Annotated in this window: 22 protein-coding genes and 1 pseudogene; 6 read left to right on the top strand and 17 right to left on the bottom strand. The window is 57.8% G+C overall.

Going from position 1 to position 21,096, the window contains the following annotated elements; translation table 11 throughout:
* Window positions 1-83: 83 nt before the first annotated feature.
* The 4 genes from NHU87_RS01340 to NHU87_RS01325 all read right to left on the bottom strand — a co-directional run bounded on the left by NHU87_RS01340 (window position 84) and on the right by NHU87_RS01325 (window position 3,402).
* Window positions 84-572, bottom strand: a complete 489-nt coding sequence (locus NHU87_RS01340; RefSeq protein WP_253544910.1) for a GFA family protein — start codon at window positions 570-572, stop codon at window positions 84-86.
* 197 nt (window positions 573-769) lie between these two features.
* Complete coding sequence (locus NHU87_RS01335) at window positions 770-1,387, bottom strand: DNA-3-methyladenine glycosylase family protein (protein ID WP_253544909.1); 618 nt, start codon at window positions 1,385-1,387, stop codon at window positions 770-772.
* A 74-nt stretch (window positions 1,388-1,461) separates the two neighbouring features.
* Complete coding sequence (locus tag NHU87_RS01330; RefSeq protein ID WP_253544908.1) at window positions 1,462-2,274, bottom strand: isocitrate lyase/PEP mutase family protein; 813 nt, start codon at window positions 2,272-2,274, stop codon at window positions 1,462-1,464.
* 45 nt (window positions 2,275-2,319) lie between these two features.
* Window positions 2,320-3,402: a bifunctional transcriptional activator/DNA repair enzyme AdaA gene (locus NHU87_RS01325; protein WP_253544907.1), complete on the bottom strand. Its 1,083-nt coding sequence runs from the start codon at window positions 3,400-3,402 to the stop codon at window positions 2,320-2,322.
* A 126-nt stretch (window positions 3,403-3,528) separates the two neighbouring features.
* Here NHU87_RS01325 and NHU87_RS01320 point away from each other — a divergent pair, with 126 nt between their 5' ends.
* A complete protein-coding gene (locus tag NHU87_RS01320; RefSeq protein WP_253544906.1) occupies window positions 3,529-3,942 on the top strand; it encodes a VOC family protein in 414 nt (137 codons plus the stop codon).
* Between the two features lie 6 nt (window positions 3,943-3,948).
* On the opposite strand, the pseudogene NHU87_RS01315 reads toward NHU87_RS01320, so the two are convergent.
* The 5 genes and pseudogenes from NHU87_RS01315 to NHU87_RS01295 form a co-directional block, all read right to left on the bottom strand.
* Window positions 3,949-4,083, bottom strand: a pseudogene (locus NHU87_RS01315) (LysE family translocator); the annotation flags it as partial.
* A gap of 93 nt (window positions 4,084-4,176) precedes the next feature.
* Complete coding sequence (locus NHU87_RS01310) at window positions 4,177-5,112, bottom strand: glycosyltransferase family 2 protein (RefSeq protein ID WP_253544905.1); 936 nt, start codon at window positions 5,110-5,112, stop codon at window positions 4,177-4,179.
* 244 nt (window positions 5,113-5,356) lie between these two features.
* Complete coding sequence (gene phaC, locus NHU87_RS01305; RefSeq protein ID WP_253544904.1) at window positions 5,357-7,045, bottom strand: class II poly(R)-hydroxyalkanoic acid synthase; 1,689 nt, start codon at window positions 7,043-7,045, stop codon at window positions 5,357-5,359.
* Window positions 7,046-7,641: 596 nt separating this feature from the next.
* Window positions 7,642-7,932, bottom strand: coding sequence for a hypothetical protein (locus tag NHU87_RS01300; RefSeq protein ID WP_253544903.1), 291 nt, complete (start codon window positions 7,930-7,932; stop codon window positions 7,642-7,644).
* Window positions 7,933-8,073: 141 nt separating this feature from the next.
* Window positions 8,074-9,000 carry a LysR substrate-binding domain-containing protein gene (locus tag NHU87_RS01295; protein WP_253544902.1) on the bottom strand — a complete coding sequence of 309 codons (927 nt, stop codon included), beginning with the start codon at window positions 8,998-9,000 and terminating at the stop codon, window positions 8,074-8,076.
* Between the two features lie 225 nt (window positions 9,001-9,225).
* On the opposite strand from NHU87_RS01295, the gene NHU87_RS01290 reads away from it, so the two are divergent.
* The gene (locus NHU87_RS01290; RefSeq protein WP_253544901.1) at window positions 9,226-10,536 is read left to right on the top strand and encodes a dicarboxylate/amino acid:cation symporter; all 1,311 of its coding nucleotides are present in this window, start codon (window positions 9,226-9,228) and stop codon (window positions 10,534-10,536) included.
* Window positions 10,533-12,023, top strand: coding sequence for an amino acid racemase (locus NHU87_RS01285; RefSeq protein ID WP_253544900.1), 1,491 nt, complete (start codon window positions 10,533-10,535; stop codon window positions 12,021-12,023). The genes NHU87_RS01290 and NHU87_RS01285 overlap by 4 nt, the downstream gene beginning before the upstream one ends.
* A gap of 157 nt (window positions 12,024-12,180) precedes the next feature.
* Here the strand turns inward: NHU87_RS01285 and NHU87_RS01280 are convergent, their stop codons facing one another.
* Window positions 12,181-12,393, bottom strand: coding sequence for a DUF1059 domain-containing protein (locus NHU87_RS01280; protein WP_007937743.1), 213 nt, complete (start codon window positions 12,391-12,393; stop codon window positions 12,181-12,183).
* Between the two features lie 240 nt (window positions 12,394-12,633).
* On the opposite strand from NHU87_RS01280, the gene NHU87_RS01275 reads away from it, so the two are divergent.
* On the top strand, window positions 12,634-13,221 hold the full coding sequence (locus NHU87_RS01275; RefSeq protein WP_253544899.1) for a LysE family translocator: 588 nt from the start codon (window positions 12,634-12,636) through the stop codon (window positions 13,219-13,221).
* 377 nt (window positions 13,222-13,598) lie between these two features.
* Here NHU87_RS01275 and NHU87_RS01270 read toward each other — a convergent pair whose 3' ends face one another.
* From NHU87_RS01270 to ggt, 3 genes are all read right to left on the bottom strand, one after another.
* Window positions 13,599-14,621, bottom strand: coding sequence for a helix-turn-helix transcriptional regulator (locus tag NHU87_RS01270; RefSeq protein ID WP_253544898.1), 1,023 nt, complete (start codon window positions 14,619-14,621; stop codon window positions 13,599-13,601).
* 112 nt (window positions 14,622-14,733) lie between these two features.
* Window positions 14,734-15,267: a cysteine hydrolase family protein gene (locus NHU87_RS01265; RefSeq protein WP_253544897.1), complete on the bottom strand. Its 534-nt coding sequence runs from the start codon at window positions 15,265-15,267 to the stop codon at window positions 14,734-14,736.
* A gap of 217 nt (window positions 15,268-15,484) precedes the next feature.
* Window positions 15,485-17,212, bottom strand: coding sequence for a gamma-glutamyltransferase (ggt, locus tag NHU87_RS01260; protein WP_253544896.1), 1,728 nt, complete (start codon window positions 17,210-17,212; stop codon window positions 15,485-15,487).
* A gap of 151 nt (window positions 17,213-17,363) precedes the next feature.
* On the opposite strand from ggt, the gene NHU87_RS01255 reads away from it, so the two are divergent.
* Window positions 17,364-17,882: a methylated-DNA--[protein]-cysteine S-methyltransferase gene (locus NHU87_RS01255; RefSeq protein WP_253544895.1), complete on the top strand. Its 519-nt coding sequence runs from the start codon at window positions 17,364-17,366 to the stop codon at window positions 17,880-17,882.
* A gap of 35 nt (window positions 17,883-17,917) precedes the next feature.
* Here the strand turns inward: NHU87_RS01255 and NHU87_RS01250 are convergent, their stop codons facing one another.
* From NHU87_RS01250 to NHU87_RS01235, 4 genes are all read right to left on the bottom strand, one after another.
* The gene (locus tag NHU87_RS01250) at window positions 17,918-18,736 is read right to left on the bottom strand and encodes a helix-turn-helix transcriptional regulator (RefSeq protein WP_253544894.1); all 819 of its coding nucleotides are present in this window, start codon (window positions 18,734-18,736) and stop codon (window positions 17,918-17,920) included.
* Between the two features lie 5 nt (window positions 18,737-18,741).
* A complete protein-coding gene (locus NHU87_RS01245; RefSeq protein WP_253544893.1) occupies window positions 18,742-19,281 on the bottom strand; it encodes a kinase inhibitor in 540 nt (179 codons plus the stop codon).
* Window positions 19,282-19,398: 117 nt separating this feature from the next.
* A complete protein-coding gene (locus tag NHU87_RS01240; protein WP_253544892.1) occupies window positions 19,399-19,992 on the bottom strand; it encodes an NUDIX domain-containing protein in 594 nt (197 codons plus the stop codon).
* A gap of 59 nt (window positions 19,993-20,051) precedes the next feature.
* On the bottom strand, window positions 20,052-20,489 hold the full coding sequence (locus tag NHU87_RS01235) for a hemerythrin domain-containing protein (RefSeq protein ID WP_253544891.1): 438 nt from the start codon (window positions 20,487-20,489) through the stop codon (window positions 20,052-20,054).
* Between the two features lie 147 nt (window positions 20,490-20,636).
* Between NHU87_RS01235 and NHU87_RS01230 the strand changes: the two genes are divergently transcribed.
* Window positions 20,637-21,059, top strand: coding sequence for a GNAT family N-acetyltransferase (locus NHU87_RS01230; RefSeq protein ID WP_253544890.1), 423 nt, complete (start codon window positions 20,637-20,639; stop codon window positions 21,057-21,059).
* Window positions 21,060-21,096: the final 37 nt, after the last annotated feature.

The following is a 21,096-nucleotide window of genomic DNA, read 5'->3' as shown; positions in this document are numbered from 1 at the left end:
ATTGGATGCGCCCATGCTAGGCGGGTGCCGGCCAGCAATCTTTGACAGCTTTGTCGGGAAACTGTCAAAGACTGTGAACGGGCTTAGTGGCTCAAACCCAGGCGCTCATGCCACTGGGCGATGGACTCTTCGGGCCAGACATCGCACTGTCGGTCAGCGGGCTGTGTCTGGACTTCCACCCATGATGCTTTCGAACCGAGCATCACATGCGTGTGCTCGGGTGGCACCGGCAGCGCCGTGTCGATGACCGAGGCGAAGGGGTGAATAAGGTCCGGCCATTCAGGACTGAACACCCATAATCCCGAACCGCAAACGGAACAGAAATGCCGCTCGGCGGTACTGCGGTGAGCGCGTTTGTCACCTTTGTCCTTGAGCCGCGCATGGTAAATCGAGATGTGCTTGCGACCGCGCACTTTGAGGCTGGCGGTATCGCCCGCGATGTTGATCGCATAACCGCCACCGCCCTGAGTCTTGCGACAGATCGAGCAATAGCAGCGTTGATAAGGGTAGGGGTGGGCGCTGGTCAGGCTGAACGACACCGCGCCGCAATGGCAGGAGCCTTCGAGCTGCATGGGAACCTCCGACGGGTCTTGGGATGACTCAACACAGCCTAGACGGTCAGGGTTGCCGGGCAGTTGAATTCAGGGTGGCTGAGCGGCCGCTATCGCGGGCAAGCCCGCTCCCACAGGTTCCGTGGGAGGGACAAAAATCTGTGAACAGACTCAATCCCTGTGGGAGCGGGCTTGCCCGCGATGAACGATTACGTGGTCTACCGGCCGGGCACCCGCCATAAATACCACGCCGCCACCGTCCGATAAGGGCGCCACGCCAACCCGATTTCAATCATCTGCTTACGAGTCGGCTGCACCTCCAACCCCTTCAACCGCCGATATCCCTCGCGCACCCCAAAGTCATCGGCCGGCAAAATGTCCGGCCGCTCGAGGCTGTAGATCAGCAGCATTTCCACCGTCCAGCGACCCACCCCGCGCAAGGTGATCAAGCGCTCAATCAATGCTTCGTCATCCATGGCCAGGGCCGTGGCGTAATCCGGGACGACGCCGTCCAGAGCTGCCTGAGCGATGCCCTGAATGGTCGCGATCTTGCTGGCGGAAAACCCGCAACCGCGCATTTGCTCGAAGTCTGTGGCCAGAATCTGCTCAGGCCTGGGAAAGGTGCTCGCCGGAAACAACGCCCGCAGCCGGCCGACAATCGCGTCGCCGGCCTTGGCATGCAGTTGCTGATAGGCAATCGCCCGCACCAGCGACTCATAAGGATCGCGAGCCGCATGGGGCTGATGCAGACAGGGGCCGATGGCGCTGATGTGGCGTTGCCAGTCGGCATCGAGGGCCGAGAGAAATTCGCTGGCCAGTTGATAGGTGTCGGGCATGGAACATCCTGAAGCGCGGGTGACTGCGGGAAGATTAGCCCTCACCCCGCAGCGCCGCACTCCATTGCTTGCGGTCAAACTTTGCCGGTGGGGGCCAGCAGGGCGTTCACTTGGCCATAAGTGAAGGCCTTGAGGTCGCCGCTATCGAGTTTTCCGGTTTCCAGAAAGCTTTTCGCCACCGATGCCATGGCGCCGTAGAGGAATTCGGCGATGCTCGAGCCGGCGCTCAAACGGCGCACGCCAAGGGCTTGCAGTTCTTCAGGCGAAGGCAGGCCCGCGAAACCGAGCACGTTCACCGGCAGCGTCGTGCCACGGCACAGCGCTTCGATCTCATACGCCGCCGTGACGCCCGCCGCGAACAGCCCGTCGGCACCAGCAGCCTGATACAACGCGGCGCGCTTGAGTGTTTCTGCCACGCGATCTTCGGCCGGCACCAGGCCCCTGAGGTACACGTCGGTGCGAGCGTTGATAAACAGCTTCACGTCCCGACGATTGGCGACTTGGCGAGCGATTTCGATCTTGCGGGCCAGCAGCTCGGGCGGCGAAGCACCGTCCTCGATGTTAATCCCCACGGCACCGGCGGCAATGACGGCGTCGATCACTTCTGCGACCCGACCCAGGTCATCGGAGTAACCCGCCTCAATGTCCACGGTCAACGGCACCGTGATGACTCGGGCGATGGATTCGACGGTGGAAACGAGACGTTCAAGCGGCAAGGTGTTGCCATCCGGATAACCGTGAACCCAGGCCACCGCCGCGCTGCTGGTGGCGACGGCCTTGCTGCCCAGCTGTTCCACCAATCGCGCCCCGGTGGCATCGGCGACGTTGGTCAGAATCAGCAGGCCGCTCTGATGCAGTTGGTGGAATTGGTGGTCGAGTGTGTCCATCGAATGTCCTTCCTTATGACTTTTTTTGAATAAACGGTGGAGTGATCAGAACGCCAGTTGTTGGGTGATTTGCACCGCGGCGCTTTCCAGCCTGAGCAGAAACGCCTTGCGCGGTTGCCCTCCACCATAGCCGGTCAACGAGCCGTCTGCACCGATCACCCGGTGGCAGGGCAGGATAATCGCCAAGCGGTTTTGGCCGTTGGCCAGGCCCACGGCGCGACAGGCGCCGGGCTTGCCCAGTTGCGCGGCGATGGCGCCATAAGTAGTGGTCTGGCCGTAGGGGATTTTCATCAGTTCAGCCCACACCTGCCGGGCGAAAGCGCTGCCGGGCAGGTGCAGTGGCACGTTGAATCCGGTTCGTTTACCAGCGAAGTATTGCACCAGTTCTTCTCCGATCTGCTGCAAATGCCCGTTATGCCCGGGGGCCACGGCGTAGCCATGTCGGCTTTGCAATTCTTCGATTTCCTTGGTCAGCGCCGGTCGATCGAGAAACTCCAGCAGCACCAGCCCACGCTGTTCGGCCATGGCGATCATGGGCCCCAACGGTGTGGTCAGTCGAGTGAACAGCAGGGGCTCGCTGTGGGCGGCGCGGCCGGGCGTGATGCGGAACGACTTTTGAAACGCATCGCGAAAGCCGCTCAGGGATTCGTAGCCGGAATCGAACGCGGCGTTGTCGATGGATTCGCCCCGTTTGATGCCGCCGAGGGCGATGCCCAGGCGTCGGCTGCGCAGCCAGGCGTGAAAGGTCATGCCGAAATGCTGCTTGAACCAGCGGCGCAGTTTCAGCGGCTCGATGCCCTCGGCGAGCAACTGGGCATCGGTCCAGCGCAGGTCGGGATCGGCGTCCACGGATGTGAGCAGCCGCTGCACCCAGTCCGGCGCGATGGCCGCGGCGTCCAGCGGCTTGCAACGCAGACAGGCCCGATAACCCGCCGACATCGCCTCATCGGCATGGGCGAAGAACTCGACGTTTTCCGGCTTCGGTTTGCGCGCCGTACAGCCGGGGCGGCAGAAAATGCCAGTGGTTTTGACCGCGGTAAAGAACACCCCCTCGTAGGCGGTGTCGCGTTCGAGCATGGCGCGAACCATCTCGGCGTGGGGCGGAAGCACAGCGTTTTGTAGGTTCATGGGCTGAGCATAGGCCGCGTCGCCAGGCGACTCCACCGGAAAATCGACAGTGAATTTTTGTAGCACTGAGCTACAGTCATCGGGTTACCGATAATCCTGTAAACGATATTTTCAGGAATCCTCCTAATGCAACCGTTCACGATCAAACACATCGATCACATCGTCCTGCGCGTCAAGGATCTCGAACGAAGCATCACGTTTTACGGCGAGGTATTCGGCGCCGAACTGATCAAGCGCCGCGATGATCTGGGCATGGTGCATTTGCGTGCGGGCACCTCGATGATCGACCTCGTCGACATCCAGGGCGAACTCGGCCGCAAGGGCGGTGCCGGCGCTGGCCACGAACGGCGCAACGTCGATCACTTCTGCCTGCGCATTGAACCGTTCGACGAGGAAGCGCTGGTCACTCACTTGCAGTCCTTCGGCGTGACGCCCGAGAAAGCCGCCGTGCGTTTCGGCGCTGAAGGTAAAGGGTTGTCGATCTATTGCTTCGATCCGGACGGCAATCAGGTCGAACTGAAAGGGCCGTCTCAAGGGTAAAGATCAACCCGTCGCCACCAGAAACTCCTGCCCCGCCAGAGCGACAATGCCAACTGGGGCGCCGGTCACAAGTTGCTCGGCCTCGGGATTGGCGCGCCACAGTTGCCAGGCCAGATACAACAGGTAAGCAGCGCCATTAATCGCCATTAATGTTGCCTGACACACCGCTTTCGCGAGCAAGCCCGCTCCCATAGGTTCTGCGCCTTAACTGGCTGGAAGTGAAAAAGGGGGAACTCAAGCGGCTCCGCACAATGTTTTCACCCGCGCATAGAGATAGCGCAGGGTCGGTTTGCCCTTAAAGAAAATCAGCGCTTGCCACGAATACTCAAGCATTCGCCTGAACACCGTGACGACATGCTTGTGTTCACCGCGCCTGGAAAACGCATTGAGAAATTCCGCGTGGTTCGCGAGCACGAAATGAATGCGCTGCTGTTTGGTCAGCATTGCCCCATAGCGTGCGAGGTACAGTTCGATGAATTTGACTTTGTGCGGGTAGTATTTTTGTGGTTGCGCGGTCATGTTTTCGCTATTGACGCTACGCTTTACCAGCACCTGCGGCACTGTATGAATCTCCCAGTGCTCGGCGATCCGGGTCCACAAAAAGCGGTCTTCGGAAAAATGCAGTGCTTGATTGAAGCCGCCCAAGGCCACAATCACTTCGCGGATCACCAACACGCCGGACGTACCGTTGATGACGTTTTCATGAATGAAATTGGTGAAATGACGACCGCATTTTCGTCGTACTTCCAGCTGTCGTTTCCCGTCGCTGAACTCACTCAACTGGTAGCTATCGATGAGTCCGACCCGATGTCCCTTGCGAGTCAGTTCTTCATAGAGTGCCAACTGCTTTTGCAGTTTTTGCGGATGCCATTGGTCATCGGCATCGAGGAAGGCAACAAATGTTTCTTCGGCGTGGAGGAGACCCTTGTTCCGTGCGCTGGCCGGCCCTTCGTTGGCCTGCTGCAAGAGTGTCAAGGGAAAGGGCGCCGCGTAGTCTTTGACTATTTGCGGACCGAGGTCGTTTGAACCATCGTCAACGACGATGACATTGTCGGGCAGGCGGGTCTGATGGCTCAGCGACTCCAGCGCCTTTTGAATACTGTTCGCGGCGTTGTACATCGGAATGACTACACACACCGAACAAGATGATTGAACTGCGTGGTTTGACACGTGCTTTCTCCTTGAACATAGCCTTGGGGGATTACGTCCTTGAGCGCGGCACTTCATGTCCAGGAATAACAGAGCGGTGTTTTGAACCGAAAAAATTGAGTCCTCAGGTTTGTGCCAGTTATTTCAGACTGGACCCAATCGAACTATTTTGCTGCGGATGCTGATGGATGGTGCCTCACCCCGGAAGGCGATGGTAACCGGCCGAGAGATCCCCGGCCGGTCTTTTCAATCTTCAAGTCAGGGTTCAAGGCACATGCACGTAGGTGCCTGGAGCGGCCTCCATCGGTGGGTGACTCTGATTGCCCAGCTCCAGCTGAATTTCGTGTTGTTCACCAGAGCGCGCCTGAATCCAGCCCAGCCAATCTGGCCACCAGCTGCCATCGTGTTTCTGCGTGTCGAAATGCCAGGCGCGTGGGTCGGATGGCAGTTTGTCGTTCTCCAGGTAATTGGCCTTGGGATTACCTGGCGGGTTGAGGATGCTCTGGATATGCCCGCTGTTGGATAGCACGAAGCGCCGTTCGCCACCGAGCAGCAGGGTCGAGCGGTATACCGTGTCCCAGGGCGTGATGTGGTCGTTGACGCCAGCGATGCTGAAGCTGTCGACCGTGACTTTGCGCAGGTCAATCGGCTTGCCGCAGACCTTTAAGCCGCCAGGGTGCGTGAGCGGGTTGAGTTTGAAGAAGTCCAGCAGATCGCTATGCAGGGCGGCCGGCAGGCGAGTGCTGTCGTTGTTCCAGTAGAGGATGTCGAAGGCCGGGGGTTGCTTGCCGAGTAGGTAGTTATTGATCCAATAGTTCCAGATCAGGTCATTCGGGCGCATCCACGCGAAGACCTTGGCCAAGTCGCGGCCATCCAGCACGCCTTGCTGATTGGAGCGGCGCTTGGCGGCTTTCAGGGTTTGCTCATTGATGAACAACATGGCTGAGCTGTCGATCTGACTGTCCAGCAGGCTGACCAGATAGGTTGCGCTAGCGACTTTGTGCAGCTGTCGTTTGGCTTGCAGATAGCCTTGCAGGGCGGCGATGCTCAGACCGCCAGCGCAGGCGCCCATCAGATGGGCCTCTTTGCTGCCGCTGATGGCGCGGGTCACATCGAGGGCTTCTTCGATGGCTTGTACATAACGCGATAGGCCCCACTCGCGATGGCGAGCGTCGGGGTTACGCCAGCTGATAATGAACACCTGTAAACCGTTCTTCAGTGCGTACTGAACAAAGCTCTTCTCCACGCTGAGGTCGAAGATGTAGTACTTGTTGATTTGCGGCGGCACGATCAGCAGTGGTGTTGCGTACTGTTTTTCGCTCATCGGCTGGTACTGGATCAGCTCCAGCAGTTCGTTGCGGAACACCACGGCGCCAGGGGTAATCGCGATATTCCGGCCGATCTCGAAAGCCTGTTTGCTGACTTGGCTGGGCATGCCACCATTGTGCTGCAGGTCGTCAATCAGATGACCAATCCCCTTGAGCAGGCTGGCGCCGCCGGTGTCAAACAGTTCCTTGATCGCCAGCGGGTTGAGCGGGCTGTTGGATGGCGCCAGCGCATCGCCGAGTTGAGCCAATATGAAGCGTGCGCGGGCTTGGTCGTCGGCCGCCAGGCTGCTCTCGTCGACCCAGGCGTTCAGTTGCTTCTGCAAGGCCAGATAGGCCTGTAGACGGCGGCGGTAGAAGGGGTTGAAGCGCCAGGATGGGTCCTGAAAGCGCGCATCCTGGACCGGGGAGGTAGGCGACGTATTGCCGATCAGCACGCGGCCCAGTTGGCCGCCAAGGGCTAGAGCATGGCGGGCACTATGGATAGGCTGCTTGATTCCTTGCAGCGCCAGAGTACGCAATGTAGGGAACAGACTTCGACCAGGTAGGCCAAATACTGCGCTTCGCTCTGCTTTAACAAGGGACGCGGATCCGGGCAAAGCGCTCGCCGCTGTTGTTTTCTTTCGCATGGACCAAACTCCATCGTCGTATCGTCATAGAGCTAAACCGCAAGGACTGGTACAAGGCGCATCAAAAACTGCCTTGCGAAGAGTCCTGGCGAGTCAAGTGGCTATGCACTTCACTGTGACTTTCCAGATAGATAATGCTCGGTATAAACCTTGTACTTCTTACCAATCATCGATGATGGCAGTTTTCGGCATCATGTCATTTTCTTCCTTGACCAACTGGATTCAGCGCAGAGCGTGAGCGACTGCCCATAGGGGCCATATCGCAGAAAGCAGAACACGTGGACCTGAGAGTGAAGCACGAGGCAAATACCGCCAATGCGGGCGTCGTGACCAATGAGTCACTGATTGGCCGGAGGTTCAGAGTTAAGCAGGAGATCTTCTACATGCAAGTGCACAGGCGAACTATTCGACGAGCAGTGAGCTGTGCCCGTGAAGTTGGATTGCCCACGCCAAGACCTTTAATCACAGCCCTTGCACGGGTTGGGATAACAAGAAGAACAGGGCTTGGGAAAAACACGCGACAGACCACGGTCGCTCGGCTTTTGCCTTGAATCGCGGTCTGTCACTTTTAATTTAAGGTCAACTGGAAGCGCGTGCTATTTGATCTGCACAATGACCGGACCTTCCGTCACGATCGGCGGGTTCGCGCGGATATTCGAGGCATTCTTCTGAATCCACTCGCGCGCAACTTTCAAGCTTGCATCGCTGCCGGCCTTGTCCGTGCAAACAGTCACCGCCGTACCGCCATCACCCGTATTCAGCAGTGTGTAACTGACCAGGCCAGGCACTGTCCGCAGGGTCGCTTCGACGTCGGTCTTGCGTTGTTCCAAAAGCTCGAAAAGCTGCTTTGCTCCAGCACCCAGGTAGGTTCTTATAACCGCATACATGGTCGTCTCCTTTGGGAGTTACCGTTTGATGCCAATCCAGATCCGTTAATGGTCGCCATTACTAAGGTTTCCGTTCGTCCCGGTTTATTCAGCTTAAGCCAAACGCTGGCGACGAACGAAATGCAACGACCATCGGCTACTTTAAATCGAGGCAGCAGGCAAGCGTAACGAGGCACTTTCCAGGGTTTTCCAGAGATTACGCATCGTCGGATTTTGATTGGCAATGGCGCAGTACGACCGGATTTCCAGGCGCGTACTCCATTCCTCACCACCCGCTCTGACCAAGAGCCCTCGCTCCATTTCGTCGATGACTGCGCTTTGTGGCAACCAGGCCACGCCGTAGCCCTCGATCGCCATGCGCATCAGCAGCATCGCCATATCCGCTTCGTAACAGCGCTCCAGCGCGACCGGTGCAGGGCCGTTCTTGATAACGATGTCTGCGACGCGCCCCAGAAAAGTCGTTGCGGTGTAGGCGAGATAGGGCACCGGTTTGCCGGAGCTTCCGGGCAAGCGGAACAGCGGTTCGCCTATGGCGTTTGGCGCGCACAAAGGGATGAAAGCATCGTGCCCGAGCGTCAGGCTGCCGAAACGCTCAGGGTTCAGCAGGATGGGTGCGAGAGGGTGGTGATAGACCATCATCAAATCGCAACTGCCTTCCTCTAACGCGATGACGGCATCATGAATATTGGCGGCGACCACCCGTGCATTGAACTGTTCATTGTGTTGCTGGAACTGCGAGAGCCATTTAGGCAGAAAGGTCATCGAGAGGCTGTGGCCAGCCGTGACCTGAATGGATCGTCCCGGCATTCGCTCCACTTCGCGCAACGTTGAGCGCAGTCTCAGTAATCCCGCCAGCGCCTCTCTGCTTTCTTCACAGAAAGTCACTCCGGCAGCGGTGAGCTGGACGGGATAGGTGCCACGGTCAACCAGCTCGACGCCCACCCATTCCTCAAGTGACCGAATACGGCGTGACAGCGCCGACTGCGTCACACACCGGACCTCCGCCGCGCGCGAGAAATTTTTCAACTCGGCAATCGCTAGAAGATCATCCAGCCATTTGATTTGCATATCGGGATCTCCCGCTGTGAGAGCGCCATTTTACGTTGGAATCGCCTGGCCATCGCGGCTGTTCAATAACTATTCCAAAAGCGCATGGGCCTAGCAGGATTACTCATCAAGCCTGGTTGATCCGGTCCTTAGAATCAGCACAGCACCAATGCCCCTCAGAGCATTGGGCGAATCAAATTGACCCTGCCAAGTAAAAAAATCCAATAACTACTTGAGGACAGCTCCGTGAAGAAAAATAAGCTTCCACGTCGAATTGCGATTGGCATTGTGCTGGGCGTGCTTGTGGGTTGGGCGTGTCACCATTTCGCAGGGAGCGAGCAAAGTGCCAAGGAGATTGCGGCTTACTTTTCGATGGTCACCGATATTTTCCTGCGATTGATCAAGATGATCATCGCCCCCCTGGTTTTTGCAACGCTGGTCGGTGGCATCGCCAGCATGGGTAACTCTCGTTCCGTTGGACGGATCGGCATGCGGGCAATGGCGTGGTTCGTGACGGCTTCAGTCATCTCACTGATGATCGGGATGGGGCTGGTTAACCTGTTTCAACCCGGTGCCGGATTGAATATGGAGGTTGTTCAACATGCAACCGCGGCCGTGCCAGTCAACACGGGCGATTTCAGTCTCAAGACCTTCATCAGTCATGTGTTCCCTCGCAGTATTGCCGAGGCCATGGCTAACAACGAGATCCTGCAAATTGTGGTCTTTTCGCTGTTCTTCGGATTCGCCCTGGCAGGTGTCAAACGCGCTGGCTACACGAAGATAACGGACTCCATCGAGGAGTTGGCGAAGGTGATGTTCAAGATCACCGACTACGTGATGGCTTTCGCGCCGATTGGTGTTTTCGCCGCCATCGCATCGGCCATTACTACCCAGGGGCTTGGTTTACTCGTTGATTACGGCAAGCTGATTGCCGAGTTCTACTTGGGGATTGTCATCCTTTGGGCGGTGTTGTTCGGCGCAGGCTATGTGTTCCTCGGACGATCGGTTTTTGACCTCGGCAAACTGATTCGCGAGCCGATCCTCCTGGCGTTTTCGACCGCCAGCAGCGAGTCCGCTTACCCAAAAACCATTGAAGCGCTGGAGAAGTTTGGCGCTCCAAAACGGGTGTCCAGCTTCGTGTTGCCCCTGGGTTACTCGTTCAACCTTGACGGTTCGATGATGTACCAGGCATTCGCGATCATGTTCATTGCCCAGGCGTACAACATCGACCTGAGCTTTACCCAGCAACTGCTGATTCTTTTGACGTTGATGGTCACCAGCAAGGGCATGGCGGGTGTGGCACGTGCCTCCGTCGTTGTCGTCGCTGCGACGCTGCCCATGTTCAATCTTCCTGAAGCCGGCCTGCTGCTGATCATTGGCATTGACCAGTTCCTGGACATGGCTCGCACGGCCACCAACGTTGTGGGGAACAGTATCGCAACGGCCGTCGTCGCCAAGTCCGAGCCTCATGAAGAACCCGTGGAGGAGGGCGAAGCACAGGCTCCAGTACGGTCTCGATCCGAACCGGTTTCGGTGGCTAGAGGAGTTAGGTCATGAAGGTTAAAGCGAAGTCGACTAACAAAGCTTCTGTTGTCCGCAAACTGGGTATTGTCGGTGGGCTCGGGTCACTGGCCGGGGGCGATCTGTTCTATAAGTTGGTCAAGTCCAGAGCCGTGCTGGAGGACCAGGGCCGATACCATTTCCTGTTTGAGCAGCACCCTTTCAAGGACGTGCTGCTGCCCCTGGACAGCGGAGCGAGCATGACTTCGCGCAAGTTCTATGTGTTCCAGGTGTGCAAGTCGTTCGAGGAAAGTGGCTTCGATGCCGTGATGCTTCCATGCTTCGCTAGTCATACTTTTCGCGCTGAAATTCAGGAGGAGCTTGGCATTCCGGTGTTGGACATGATGACCGCTTTGACCCGGCACGTTAGCCACGTCGTCGAGCCGCAAGCGACCCTGGGGGTCATCGCCTCCGACTTTGTCCGCCATTGCGGGTTGTTCGAACGACATTTCGAAAAGGATTTCAAGATTGTTTACCCGGATCCGCAAGCGCAATCGGCGTTGATGGAGGCCATGTATGGCTTGAACGGCATCAAGGACGGTCACCTGGAAGGCGTACCCTTTGAAGCAGTTTACCAGGCGTGCCTCTCCTTGCAGGTGCAGGGCGCCACGGTGATCTTGCCCGGCATGACAGAGCTTTCGCTGGTCTGCGCTGACCTGCAGCGTCGAGGGGTTGCCGTCCTGGACATCAATGAGATCTACGCGAATTTCGCCACGGTGGAGAGCAGACAGACCAGACGTCCCCCTTTCAAACTTGGCATCCTGGGTGGCGTCGGGCCTGCCGCCACCGTGGATTTCATGGGCAAGGTGGTCGCCCATACGCCGGCGGGGAAGGATCAGGAACACATCAAAATGGTGGTTGAGCAAAACCCGCAAATACCGGACCGAACGGCCAGTCTGCTACGAGATGAAACGGATCCCACGATGGCGATGTATGCAACCTGCAAACGTCTCGAAAGCGCGGGCGCCAATGCCATCGCGATACCCTGCAATACCGCCCATGCTTTCGTTGAGCGTATTCAGACGCACCTGAGGGTACCCATCGTGAACATGCTGACCGAGACGGTGGAATGGATAGTGCACAAATATGGTTCGGGTAAGGCAATCGGTCTTTTGGCGACATCCGGTACCGTGCAAAGCCAGGTTTATCACCAGGCCGCCCGTCGCGCCGGGCTTCAAATCCTCACGCCTGGCGTCGATTACCAAGCGATGGTCATGGACGCCATCTATGGACAGCGAGGCATCAAGGCCGGATTCACCCAAGGGCTTTGCAAAGAACAGCTGCTGCTGGCAGCCGAACACCTGTGTGAGTTGGGGGCGGGGGTGCTGATCCTGGGGTGTACGGAATTGCCCCTGGTGCTCGACCATTGCGAGGCGTTTGAAATCAATGGGCACACCGTGACTCTTGTCGATCCGACGACGATCCTGGCGCTGAAGTGCATAGAGTTGGCAGAAAGGAACTCATCAAGCCAACGCACTTTCTGAAGCGCTCAAACCTGACATCAAACAAGGTCTCCCATACACACCAAATCCCCGTAGGAGCTGCCGAAGGCTGCGATCTTTTGATCTTGATTTTCATCAAGATCGCCGAAGATCAAGATCAAAAGATCGCAGCCTTCGGCAGATCCTACGGGGGGCCATATCAAGCGGGACGCGGTGCTTCAACAGGCGGAGTGCCGTCGTGAAACATTGTCTTCAGTTGAGCACGCAGTTCCGGTGAGTCGGTGTGCTTGTGAACGCTGACCGCATGCTGCGCGGCAGCCTCGAGCAGTTCGTTTTCAGAGTCTGCGGACAACGCGACCGAGCATTTGGAAGCGCTTGGAAACTCGCGGCAGTCAATATATTTACGCGCCATGATCTTTTCCTCCCTACGACGAAGGCAGGCCGTGGCCTGCGTGAACGATCACTCGACGCGATACCCCGTATACCAAACACCATTGCAAGTCGCTTCGAGTGTGCCGACTCTTAGAGTATAGGCCCGCCTCAGGGCACATCGTGGCAGGCTTGCAATAACGCAGAGGGGAGTTTTCTTCAATACGTCGCTCAGGTGCCTCCTTACCTTTAAGCCTGTTCAACTGAATTGAAGAGGTATGCGATGAGTCTTGTTCTTTCCATGGCCGCGTTTGCGCTGGCGGCTTCGATTACGCCGGGACCGGTGAACATCGTGGCGTTGAGCTCTGGCGCGCAGTTCGGCTTTCGCGCCAGTCAGCGGCATGTGGCCGGGGCGACCCTGGGGTTCGTGCTGCTGTTGGTGCTGATGGGGTTGGGTTTGCATGAAGTGTTGCAACGTTGGCCGGCGCTGACGCGGGTGGTGCAATGGGCGGGGGTGGCGTTTCTGCTGTTCATGGCTTTCAAATTGGCCACTGATAACGGTCAGCTCGATGCCAAGGAGTCAGGTCGGGCGCCGTCGATGCTGTATGGCGCGGTGATGCAATGGCTCAACCCGAAAGCCTGGCTGGCCTGTGTGGCCGGGATGGGGGCGTTTGTCGCCGATGGCGAAGCGCGGCTGGTGTGGCAGTTTGCGGCGGTGTATCTGGTGATCTGCTACTTGTCGGTGGGTTGCTGGGCATATGCCGGGACGTTTTTGCGTGGTTATCTGAGCAATCCGGCGGGGATGCGCCTGTTCAACCGGATCATGGCGTTGTTGCTGGCGGTGAGTGCGGGGTATTTGCTGTTGCCGTAGGTCTGCGATGGTGGTGCCCGGCACAACGCTTATTGCCAATGCTTTCCCTGTGGGAGCGGGCTTGCCCTAATGCCAATCAGTTAAGCAATTTCAGCCGCGACGCACTCTTTGTAGCAGCTGGCGAAGCCTGCGTTCGGCTGCGAAGCAGTCGTAAAATCAGAGATCGCGGTATGTCAGGCAGACCGCATCAGCCGGATTTACGACTGCTGCGCAGCCGAACGCAGGCTTCGCCAGCTGCTACAAAGAGTGCATCGCGGCTGAAATTGCTTAACTGACTGGCATTAAGGCTTGCCCGCGAAGGCGTCAGGTCTGGCACACCGCGTTATCGTTCTTCGCGGGCAAGCCTCGCTCCTACAGAGGGCGCGTTGTAGGCGGATTTAATCGCGGCGCGTCGCATCCGCGAGCGAGGTCGCTGAACGCAGTACAGAACCCAGTTCCACCTTGCTCTTCACGCCCAGTTGCAGGTAGCAGTTGCGCAGATAGGTGCGCACTGTCGCAGGACTCAACTCCAGGATTTTGGCAATCTCCTTGTAGGAATGGCCGGCGGCAAACAGCATCGCTGCCGTTCGCTCGCGTGGCGCGAGCATCGCCCCGCGCGACTGGGCTTCGAGCGACAGGATGACGTGTTCGGCGTTAGGGCTCAGTGTCAGGACGCAGCGGCCCAGGCGCATGACGCAGGGTGCCTTTTGCAGTTGCGCGATCACCTGCGCGGGAAGCATTGAACCGTTCCAGCCGGGTAACTCCCGTTCGATGGCTGCGCACAGCGTTGCCCCCACGTACAGCAAACTGCCGTCCATGCGCGCGACGCCAAAATCAGACGCCCCGTTGCCCGTGTCGGAGCGAATCATGTCCTGTACCTGGAATCGCCACAGCTGCAACAAGTGGTCGCAGAAAGCCGAGAACAGATCGGCCTCGTTGTCGTTGAAAGCCGAGGCATCAATGCCCCGGTAGAGACAGACGAAGAACATCAAGCCGCTTTCAGGCAATTCGAAGGTGATACACATCAGGTAGTAGAGATCGTGGCGCCGAGCGAAGGCGTTCACTTCTTCATTGGGGTCATTGAAGCCGCTATCGCGCAAGACCTCACCGGGTCGACTCATGGTGTCATGGGAGAATTTGTCGTTGCGCGCACACGTGTGCCACTCGGCGGCAAACGACTCGGGCAGATTGATTCGCCCATGCATCCAGTTTCTGGGCGAAACATCGACGCCTGACGCAGACATCTCACCCCACCAGGCCGAAGCGAAGGGCACCAGTTGGCTAAATGCCTGCAGGCCGTCGGTGATGAACCGGGATGCACCACGATTCCGGGCAAGACGCCCCAAGTGCAGTACGCAAAGATTGAACGCTTTCAGCGTTGCCATCGACGCCTTGGCGCCGACCTCATCACCCTCCTCCATTGTTCTGATCCTGTTCGCTACATGGCGTATTTTTTTTGACCATGCCATAGGCGCAGCGATTGCGTCCAGCACCAGGCGAGCAAGCTCGCTCGCCACGGGGCTGATAGTGTTTTCAGACTTTGATTTCGCTAGCCCGGACAACATCGATCCGCGCCACGGAGCCGGTCAGGTGCGCCAGATCCTTGTTGTGTTCGGCGATGATGTCTTCGGCGCTCATCGTGCCGTTGTCGATGGTGGAATGGGCGTCGGCCACCAGCACGACGTCGTAGCCCAATTGATGCGCCTGGCGAACGGTCGCGTTGACGCAGTAGTCGGTTTGCAGGCCGCAGATGATCAGGCGTGTGGCGTCCAGTTCTTGCAGCTGTTCATGCAAGTGAGTCTGGTAGAACGAATCCGGGGTGGTTTTGCGCACGCGCAGGTCTTGGGATGAAGTTTTCAGACCGTCGGCCAGTTGCCAGCCTTCGCCGCCGTATTGCAACAGGTCGCCCTCTTCTTCGTGCTGGATCAGGATGACCGGGATGTCGGCGGCCCGGGCTTTGGTGCTGAGATCGTTGATGGTGTCGATGACGCGCTGGATGTCGAAGCATTCATACTCGCCGGTGCACAGCGCGCGTTGGACATCTATGATCAGGAGTGCGGTGCTCATGGTTTCCTTCCTTAGATAGGTCGGTAAAACGATGGAATTCAACTCCCTTTCTGTAGCAGCTGTCGAGCTTGCGTTCAGCCCCTGTAGGAGCTGCCGAAGGCTGCGATCTTTTGATCTTGCTTTCGCTGACATCAAAGGCAAAAGATCGCAGCCTTCGGCAGCTCCTACAGGGGATCGGGGCCACCCAGGGAGATGAAGTGGCCGGTGATCGCCTGTTTCAGTAACCGAGTGACAACCCGGTATTACGCCGTGGGTCGTTCGCTCCATAGAAGCGGTTCTTGCCCACTGGCTTGCCTTCCAGCGAAGGCGCACCTACCAGAATAGCTGCGATATGGTTGGGGTCCTGCGGCCCGGCAAATTTGTGCCCCCAGCTTTCGAGCATTTTCTTGGTGTCCGGGCTGGTGGCGAAGTTCTCCAGGTTGGTTTCTTCCGGCAGCCATTGCTGGTGGAAACGCGGCGCATCCACCGCTTCCTGGATGTTCATGCCGTAGTCGATCACGTTGAGGATGGTCAGCAGGGTTGCGGTGATGATGCGGCTGCCACCGGGAGTGCCGACAACCATGACGACCTTGCCGTCCTTGGTGACGATGGTCGGGCTCATGGACGACAGCGGTGCCTTGCCGGGAGCAATGGCATTAGCTTCGCCTTGCACCAGACCGTACATGTTCGGCACGCCGATTTTCGAGGTGAAGTCGTCCATTTCATCGTTGAGGATGACCCCGGTTTTGCTCGCCATGACGCCGGCGCCGAACCAGTCGTTGAGGGTGTAGGTCACCGACACCGCGTTGCCCCATTTATCGACGATCGAGTAATGGGTGGTATTGCTGCCTTCGTGGGGCGCTACGCCGGGTTTGATCTCGCGGGACACGCCGGCCTTCTGCGGATCGATGACTTCGCGGATTTTGGTCGCGTAGTTTTTATCCAGCAGATGGGCGATCGGATTTTTCACGAAGTCCGGGTCGCCGAGGTAGCTGTTGCGGTCCACATACGCGTGGCGCATCGCTTCGATCTGGTAGTGCATCGCCTGAGCCGAGCGGAAGCCCAGGTCTTTCATCGGGTAGCCGTCGAGAATGTTCATGATCTCGCAGATCACCACGCCACCGGAGCTTGGCGGTGGCGCCGAGACCACGTGATAGCCACGGTAATCGCACTCGATCGGCGCCAGTTCGCGGGTCTGGTATTTGTCGAGATCGGCCTGGGTGATGATGCCCTTGTTGGCCTGACTGGAGGTGACGATGGCGTCGGCCACCCAACCTTTATAGAAACCGTCGGCGCCCTTCTCGGAAATTTCCCGCAGGGTTTTGCTCAAGTCTTTTTGCACGAGTTTCTGGCCGACCTGCATCGGTTCGCCATTGCTCAGGAAGATCGAGCCCGAATCGCGCATGTCTTTCTTGAAGACGTCGGTGGCGTACTCCAGCAAGTCGACATCGCCCTGCTCCAGCACAAAACCGTCTTCAGCAAGCTTGATTGCCGGGGCGATCACTTCCTTGCGGGGTTTGGTACCGTATTTCTTCAGGGCCAGTTCCATGCCCGAAACGGTCCCCGGCACGCCAACGGCAAGATGGCCGCGGGTGCTCAACTCCGGGACCACGTTGCCCTCTTTGTCGAGGTACATGTCGGGGGTCGCGGCCAGCGGGGCTTTTTCACGGAAGTCGAGGAAGGTCTTGCGCCCGTCCGCCAATTGAATCGTCATGAAACCGCCACCGCCCAGGTTACCCGCCGCGGGGTACACCACCGCCAGCGCATAACCCACCGCAACGGCGGCATCGACAGCGTTGCCGCCACTCTTGAGCACATCGACGCCGACGTGGCTGGCCAGATGCTGAGCGGTGACAACCATGCCGTTTTCGGCTGCGACCGGGGCGACGGAGGCCGCGTGGGCGGTCAGGCAACTCAGCGCCAATGTGGTTGCCACGAGCGATTTGGTAAAAGGTTCGAACTTCATGAGTCGGTCTCTTTTTGTTTTTAGGCTCTGTTAAAAACAGAGGGAACGGTTCAAGAGCAGTAGGCAAGTATGGCTGGGATTGCGTATTGCGCCTCCCCGACGAGGCAGTATGCTGGGCTCCCTGTTAAACACTTTTTTGGAGTCCGCCGGCATGACTTACACCTTCACCACCCTGGTGTCTCCGGTCGGCGAATTGAAACTGGTGGCGAAAGGCGCACGACTGGCGGCTATCCTCTGGGAAAACGACAAACCGGGCCGGGTAAGGCTGGGGCCGATGACTGAAGCAGCGGACAACCCGATCCTGGTGCGCACCGCGCAGCAGTTGCAGGAATACTTCGCTGGCACGCGTAACAGTTTCGAGCTGGAACTGGATTTTGCCGGGACGGAATTTCAGCAGAAGGTGTGGCAGGCGTTACTGACCATTCCATTTGGCGAGACTCGCAGCTACAGCGAGATCGCCCGGCAGATCGGCAATCCCAGCGCGGTTCGGGCGGTAGGTGCGGCTAATGGCAAGAATCCGATTTCGATTATCGCGCCGTGTCATCGGGTGATCGGTGCGTCGGGGAAACTGACGGGGTTTGCCGGTGGGCTTGAGGCTAAGGAACGGCTACTGACACTGGAAGGATACGAGTGCCACGGGGCTGGCAGGATGGATGATTTGTTTATCTAACGGCCCCTTACAAAAAGACAGGGGACAGGAATTATCTAAATCGCCGCCCGCAATTCCCGTGGCGACAAGCCATAGTGCGAGCGAAAGCGTACTGCAAAACGTGAGGCCGAGGCGTAACCACTGGCACCGGCGATTTCACCGATGGGACGAGACGTGGTTTGTAACCATTGCAGCGCCGTAGCCAGTCGAACACTTTCAAGAATATTCCTGAAACTGTCCCCTTCATTGGCCAGTTGACGACGCAAAGTCGATTCGCCAAGGTTCAAGTGTTGTGCGACATCCGCAACAGTCCAGTCCCTCTCCGGGCTGCCCATGACCAACTGCTGCACCCGTTCGCACAGGGGATCGTTGCGATCCATCAGCAGCGGTCCGGCCTGGCCGCCAAGGCACAGGCTCAGGAGAACCGCTTCCCCATAGTGGGTGCGCAATGCATCTGGAGCATCCGCATTGATGGAGGCCAATAACTGATCCCATGCCTGCGTTGTATGCCTGTCCAGAGGAACACATAGATCTGTCTTCAGGGCACGGCGATGACTCATGATCTGCTGGCCATATCGGCTGCTGAAGTTACGCAGTGTCGAACCAGGAAAGATCACCACATCGGCGATGTAGTGACCGTGAAGGCCGGGAAAGTTCGAGATGCCCAGTTCACGCCCGGCCGGCATCAGAATCAGATGTTGCGGCCCTGCACGCATCTGCCGGTCATCCCATTGCAGCAGCTTTTCCCCCTGCCGCACTCGACACAACGCGGTAGCGAATATCGGCACCCGTTGCAATGTATGGGGCTGTCGCGCCCGTATGACACAAGCATCGATAATATTTTCCCGGTGCTGTATGCCGAAACAAGGGCGCATCGTTCTTAACGTCCGTAAGTTGAAGTAATGGTCGCTTTGGCCAAGGCGTTGGCATTGAGCATATAGCCCACCAAGGCTCCGCTGGCCTGATTGTCGAGTGGCAGCTTATCGACTTTCAACGCCCATACGGTGAATTGATATCGATGCGGTTTATCCCCTACAGGAGGACAAGCTCCGCCAAACCCCGGTTGGCCATAATCGGTTCGCCCTTGTACTGCACCGGCAGGCAGGTTCGAGCCGACCCCTCTTGGCAAACTGCTGGTTGAAGCGGGTAAGTTGACCACCGTCCAATGCCACCAGCCGCTACCGGTGGGCGCATCAGGATCGTAGACCGTGATCGCGTAACTTTTGGTGCCCGATGGGGCGTTGCGCCAGGAAAGTTCGGGAGACGTATTCCCCCCTTCGCAACCGAAGCCCTGGAACACCTCGCGACTGGTCAGCGGGCGGTTCTCGGCAATATCCTGGCTCGTCAGCGAGAACTCGGCAGCGTGCCCCGTGAGCACGACCCCCATGGACAATGCGGATAGGATTATTCTGATGTTCATCGTGACCTCATCTGAGTGTTGGCGTGAGGTACGAGTCTAGAGAGCGCGAAGGCTGGATACTGTGCCGAAATGCTCGACCATTGTGCCTGAACGCTCTCTCGAATCAGACGAACCGGCTCAAACCGCTCCGAAGACATCCTTCATCGCTGCATACTGCAGCAGCATGATGGTCTTGGCATCGCAGATCTCCCCGCGATAAAACGCAGCCAGCGCGTCATCGAACTTCCACTCCAGCACTTCCAGTTCTTCGGTTTCTTCCTCCAGCCCGCCGCCATCGCTGACTTTCGAAGAGGCGTCGTACTCGGCCATGAAAAAATGCAGCTTTTCAGTCACCGAACCGGGGCTCATGTAGGCCTCGAAAACCTTCTGCACATGGTGGACGCGATAGCCGGTTTCCTCTTCGGCCTCAGCACGAATGCGCTCTTCAGGCGCAACGCCTTCCAGCAGCCCCGCCGCCACTTCAATCAGCAAACCATCGTGGCCGTTGACGAACACCGGCAGCCTGAACTGGCGGGTCAATACGACGGTTTTCTTCTCGCGATTGAACAGCAGAATCGCCGCGCCATTGCCGCGGTCGTAGACTTCGCGAGTCTGACGCTGCCAGTCGCCGTTGTTGCGCTGGTAATCGAAGGTGATTTTCTTGAGCAGGTACCAGTCGTGGGACAACACCTGAGACTCGATGAGGTTGACCCGCTCGGCTGTGTTCAACATGACAACATCCCTTTTTTCGTCAGAAGGCGCACATCTTAGGCGAAAACGAAAGCCTGGCGCTAAGACAGCTGAGCCTTGTATTCCTTCTCATACTGACCCGCCAGCGTCTCTTTCTGTTTGTCGTCGAGCAACTTGCCGGCCATCTGGAAAAACTTCTGCTCCTCCTCTTCCAGGTGGTGATTGACCTTCTCGGCGAGCTTCTTCGCGACCACCAGCCAGGCCGGGCTGGACATCTCAGTCTCGTCCAGTTCCTCCATCATTTCGTCCATCTCGTGATGTTCCGAAATGGCATGACGGCTGAGGTCGACGCCATTATCGAACTCCATCAGCGGGATGTAGAAATGCCGCTCTTCAGCGGTTTCGTGGGCCTGAAGCTCGGACTTGAGCTGCTTGTAAGCCTCGACCCGCTCGGGGGTATCGCCGCTGGTCTGGATCAGCGCATCGGCGTAGGTGCGTTGGCGGTCATGGCTTTCGCGCAAGGCTTCGAAAATATTCACGGAGTGTCCTCATAGGCCGCGTTCAGGAATGACGCTGTTTAGGCTAGACATTCCAGGGGCCCCGGGGGTTCCTTGGGCTGCGGGGGATAGAACAATCACCGCAACCGGGATAGGCTCCGTGTTCACTGCCATAAGGATGTGTTGTCTATGACCCTGCGAATCGAATTGTCGAAAAACGCCACTCAGGAGGAGCGCGAGGCGATCCTCACACCGCTGCGCGCCTACAACGCCTCAAAGGCCGGGGCCACGGTGTCGGAGCAAATTGCTTTGCTGGTACGCAATGACAGCGACGAGATTCTCGGTGGGCTTTATGGCCGAGTGTTTTACCGGTGGTTTTTCATTGAGTTGTTGTCGGTACCGGATCAGGCCCGGGGACAAGGGATGGGTTCGAAGCTGATGCAAATGGCCGAAGACCTGGCGCGGGAAAAGGAATGTATCGGGATCTGGCTGGACACCTTCGACTTCCAGGCGCCGGAGTTTTACAAGAAGCATGGCTACAGCGAGTTGGGGCACATCGACGATTACCCGCCGGGCCATAAGCGCTTCTTTTTTCAGAAGCGTTTGGGCTGATTAAAACGCAAAACCTTGTGGGAGCGAGCTTGCTCGC

Source organism: Pseudomonas mandelii (genome assembly GCF_024138395.1).
Taxonomy (GTDB): Bacteria; Pseudomonadota; Gammaproteobacteria; order Pseudomonadales; family Pseudomonadaceae; genus Aquipseudomonas; species Aquipseudomonas mandelii_E.
The sequence above is the reverse complement of the archived record's forward strand: the minus strand, read 5'-3'. Positions and strand labels throughout refer to the sequence as shown.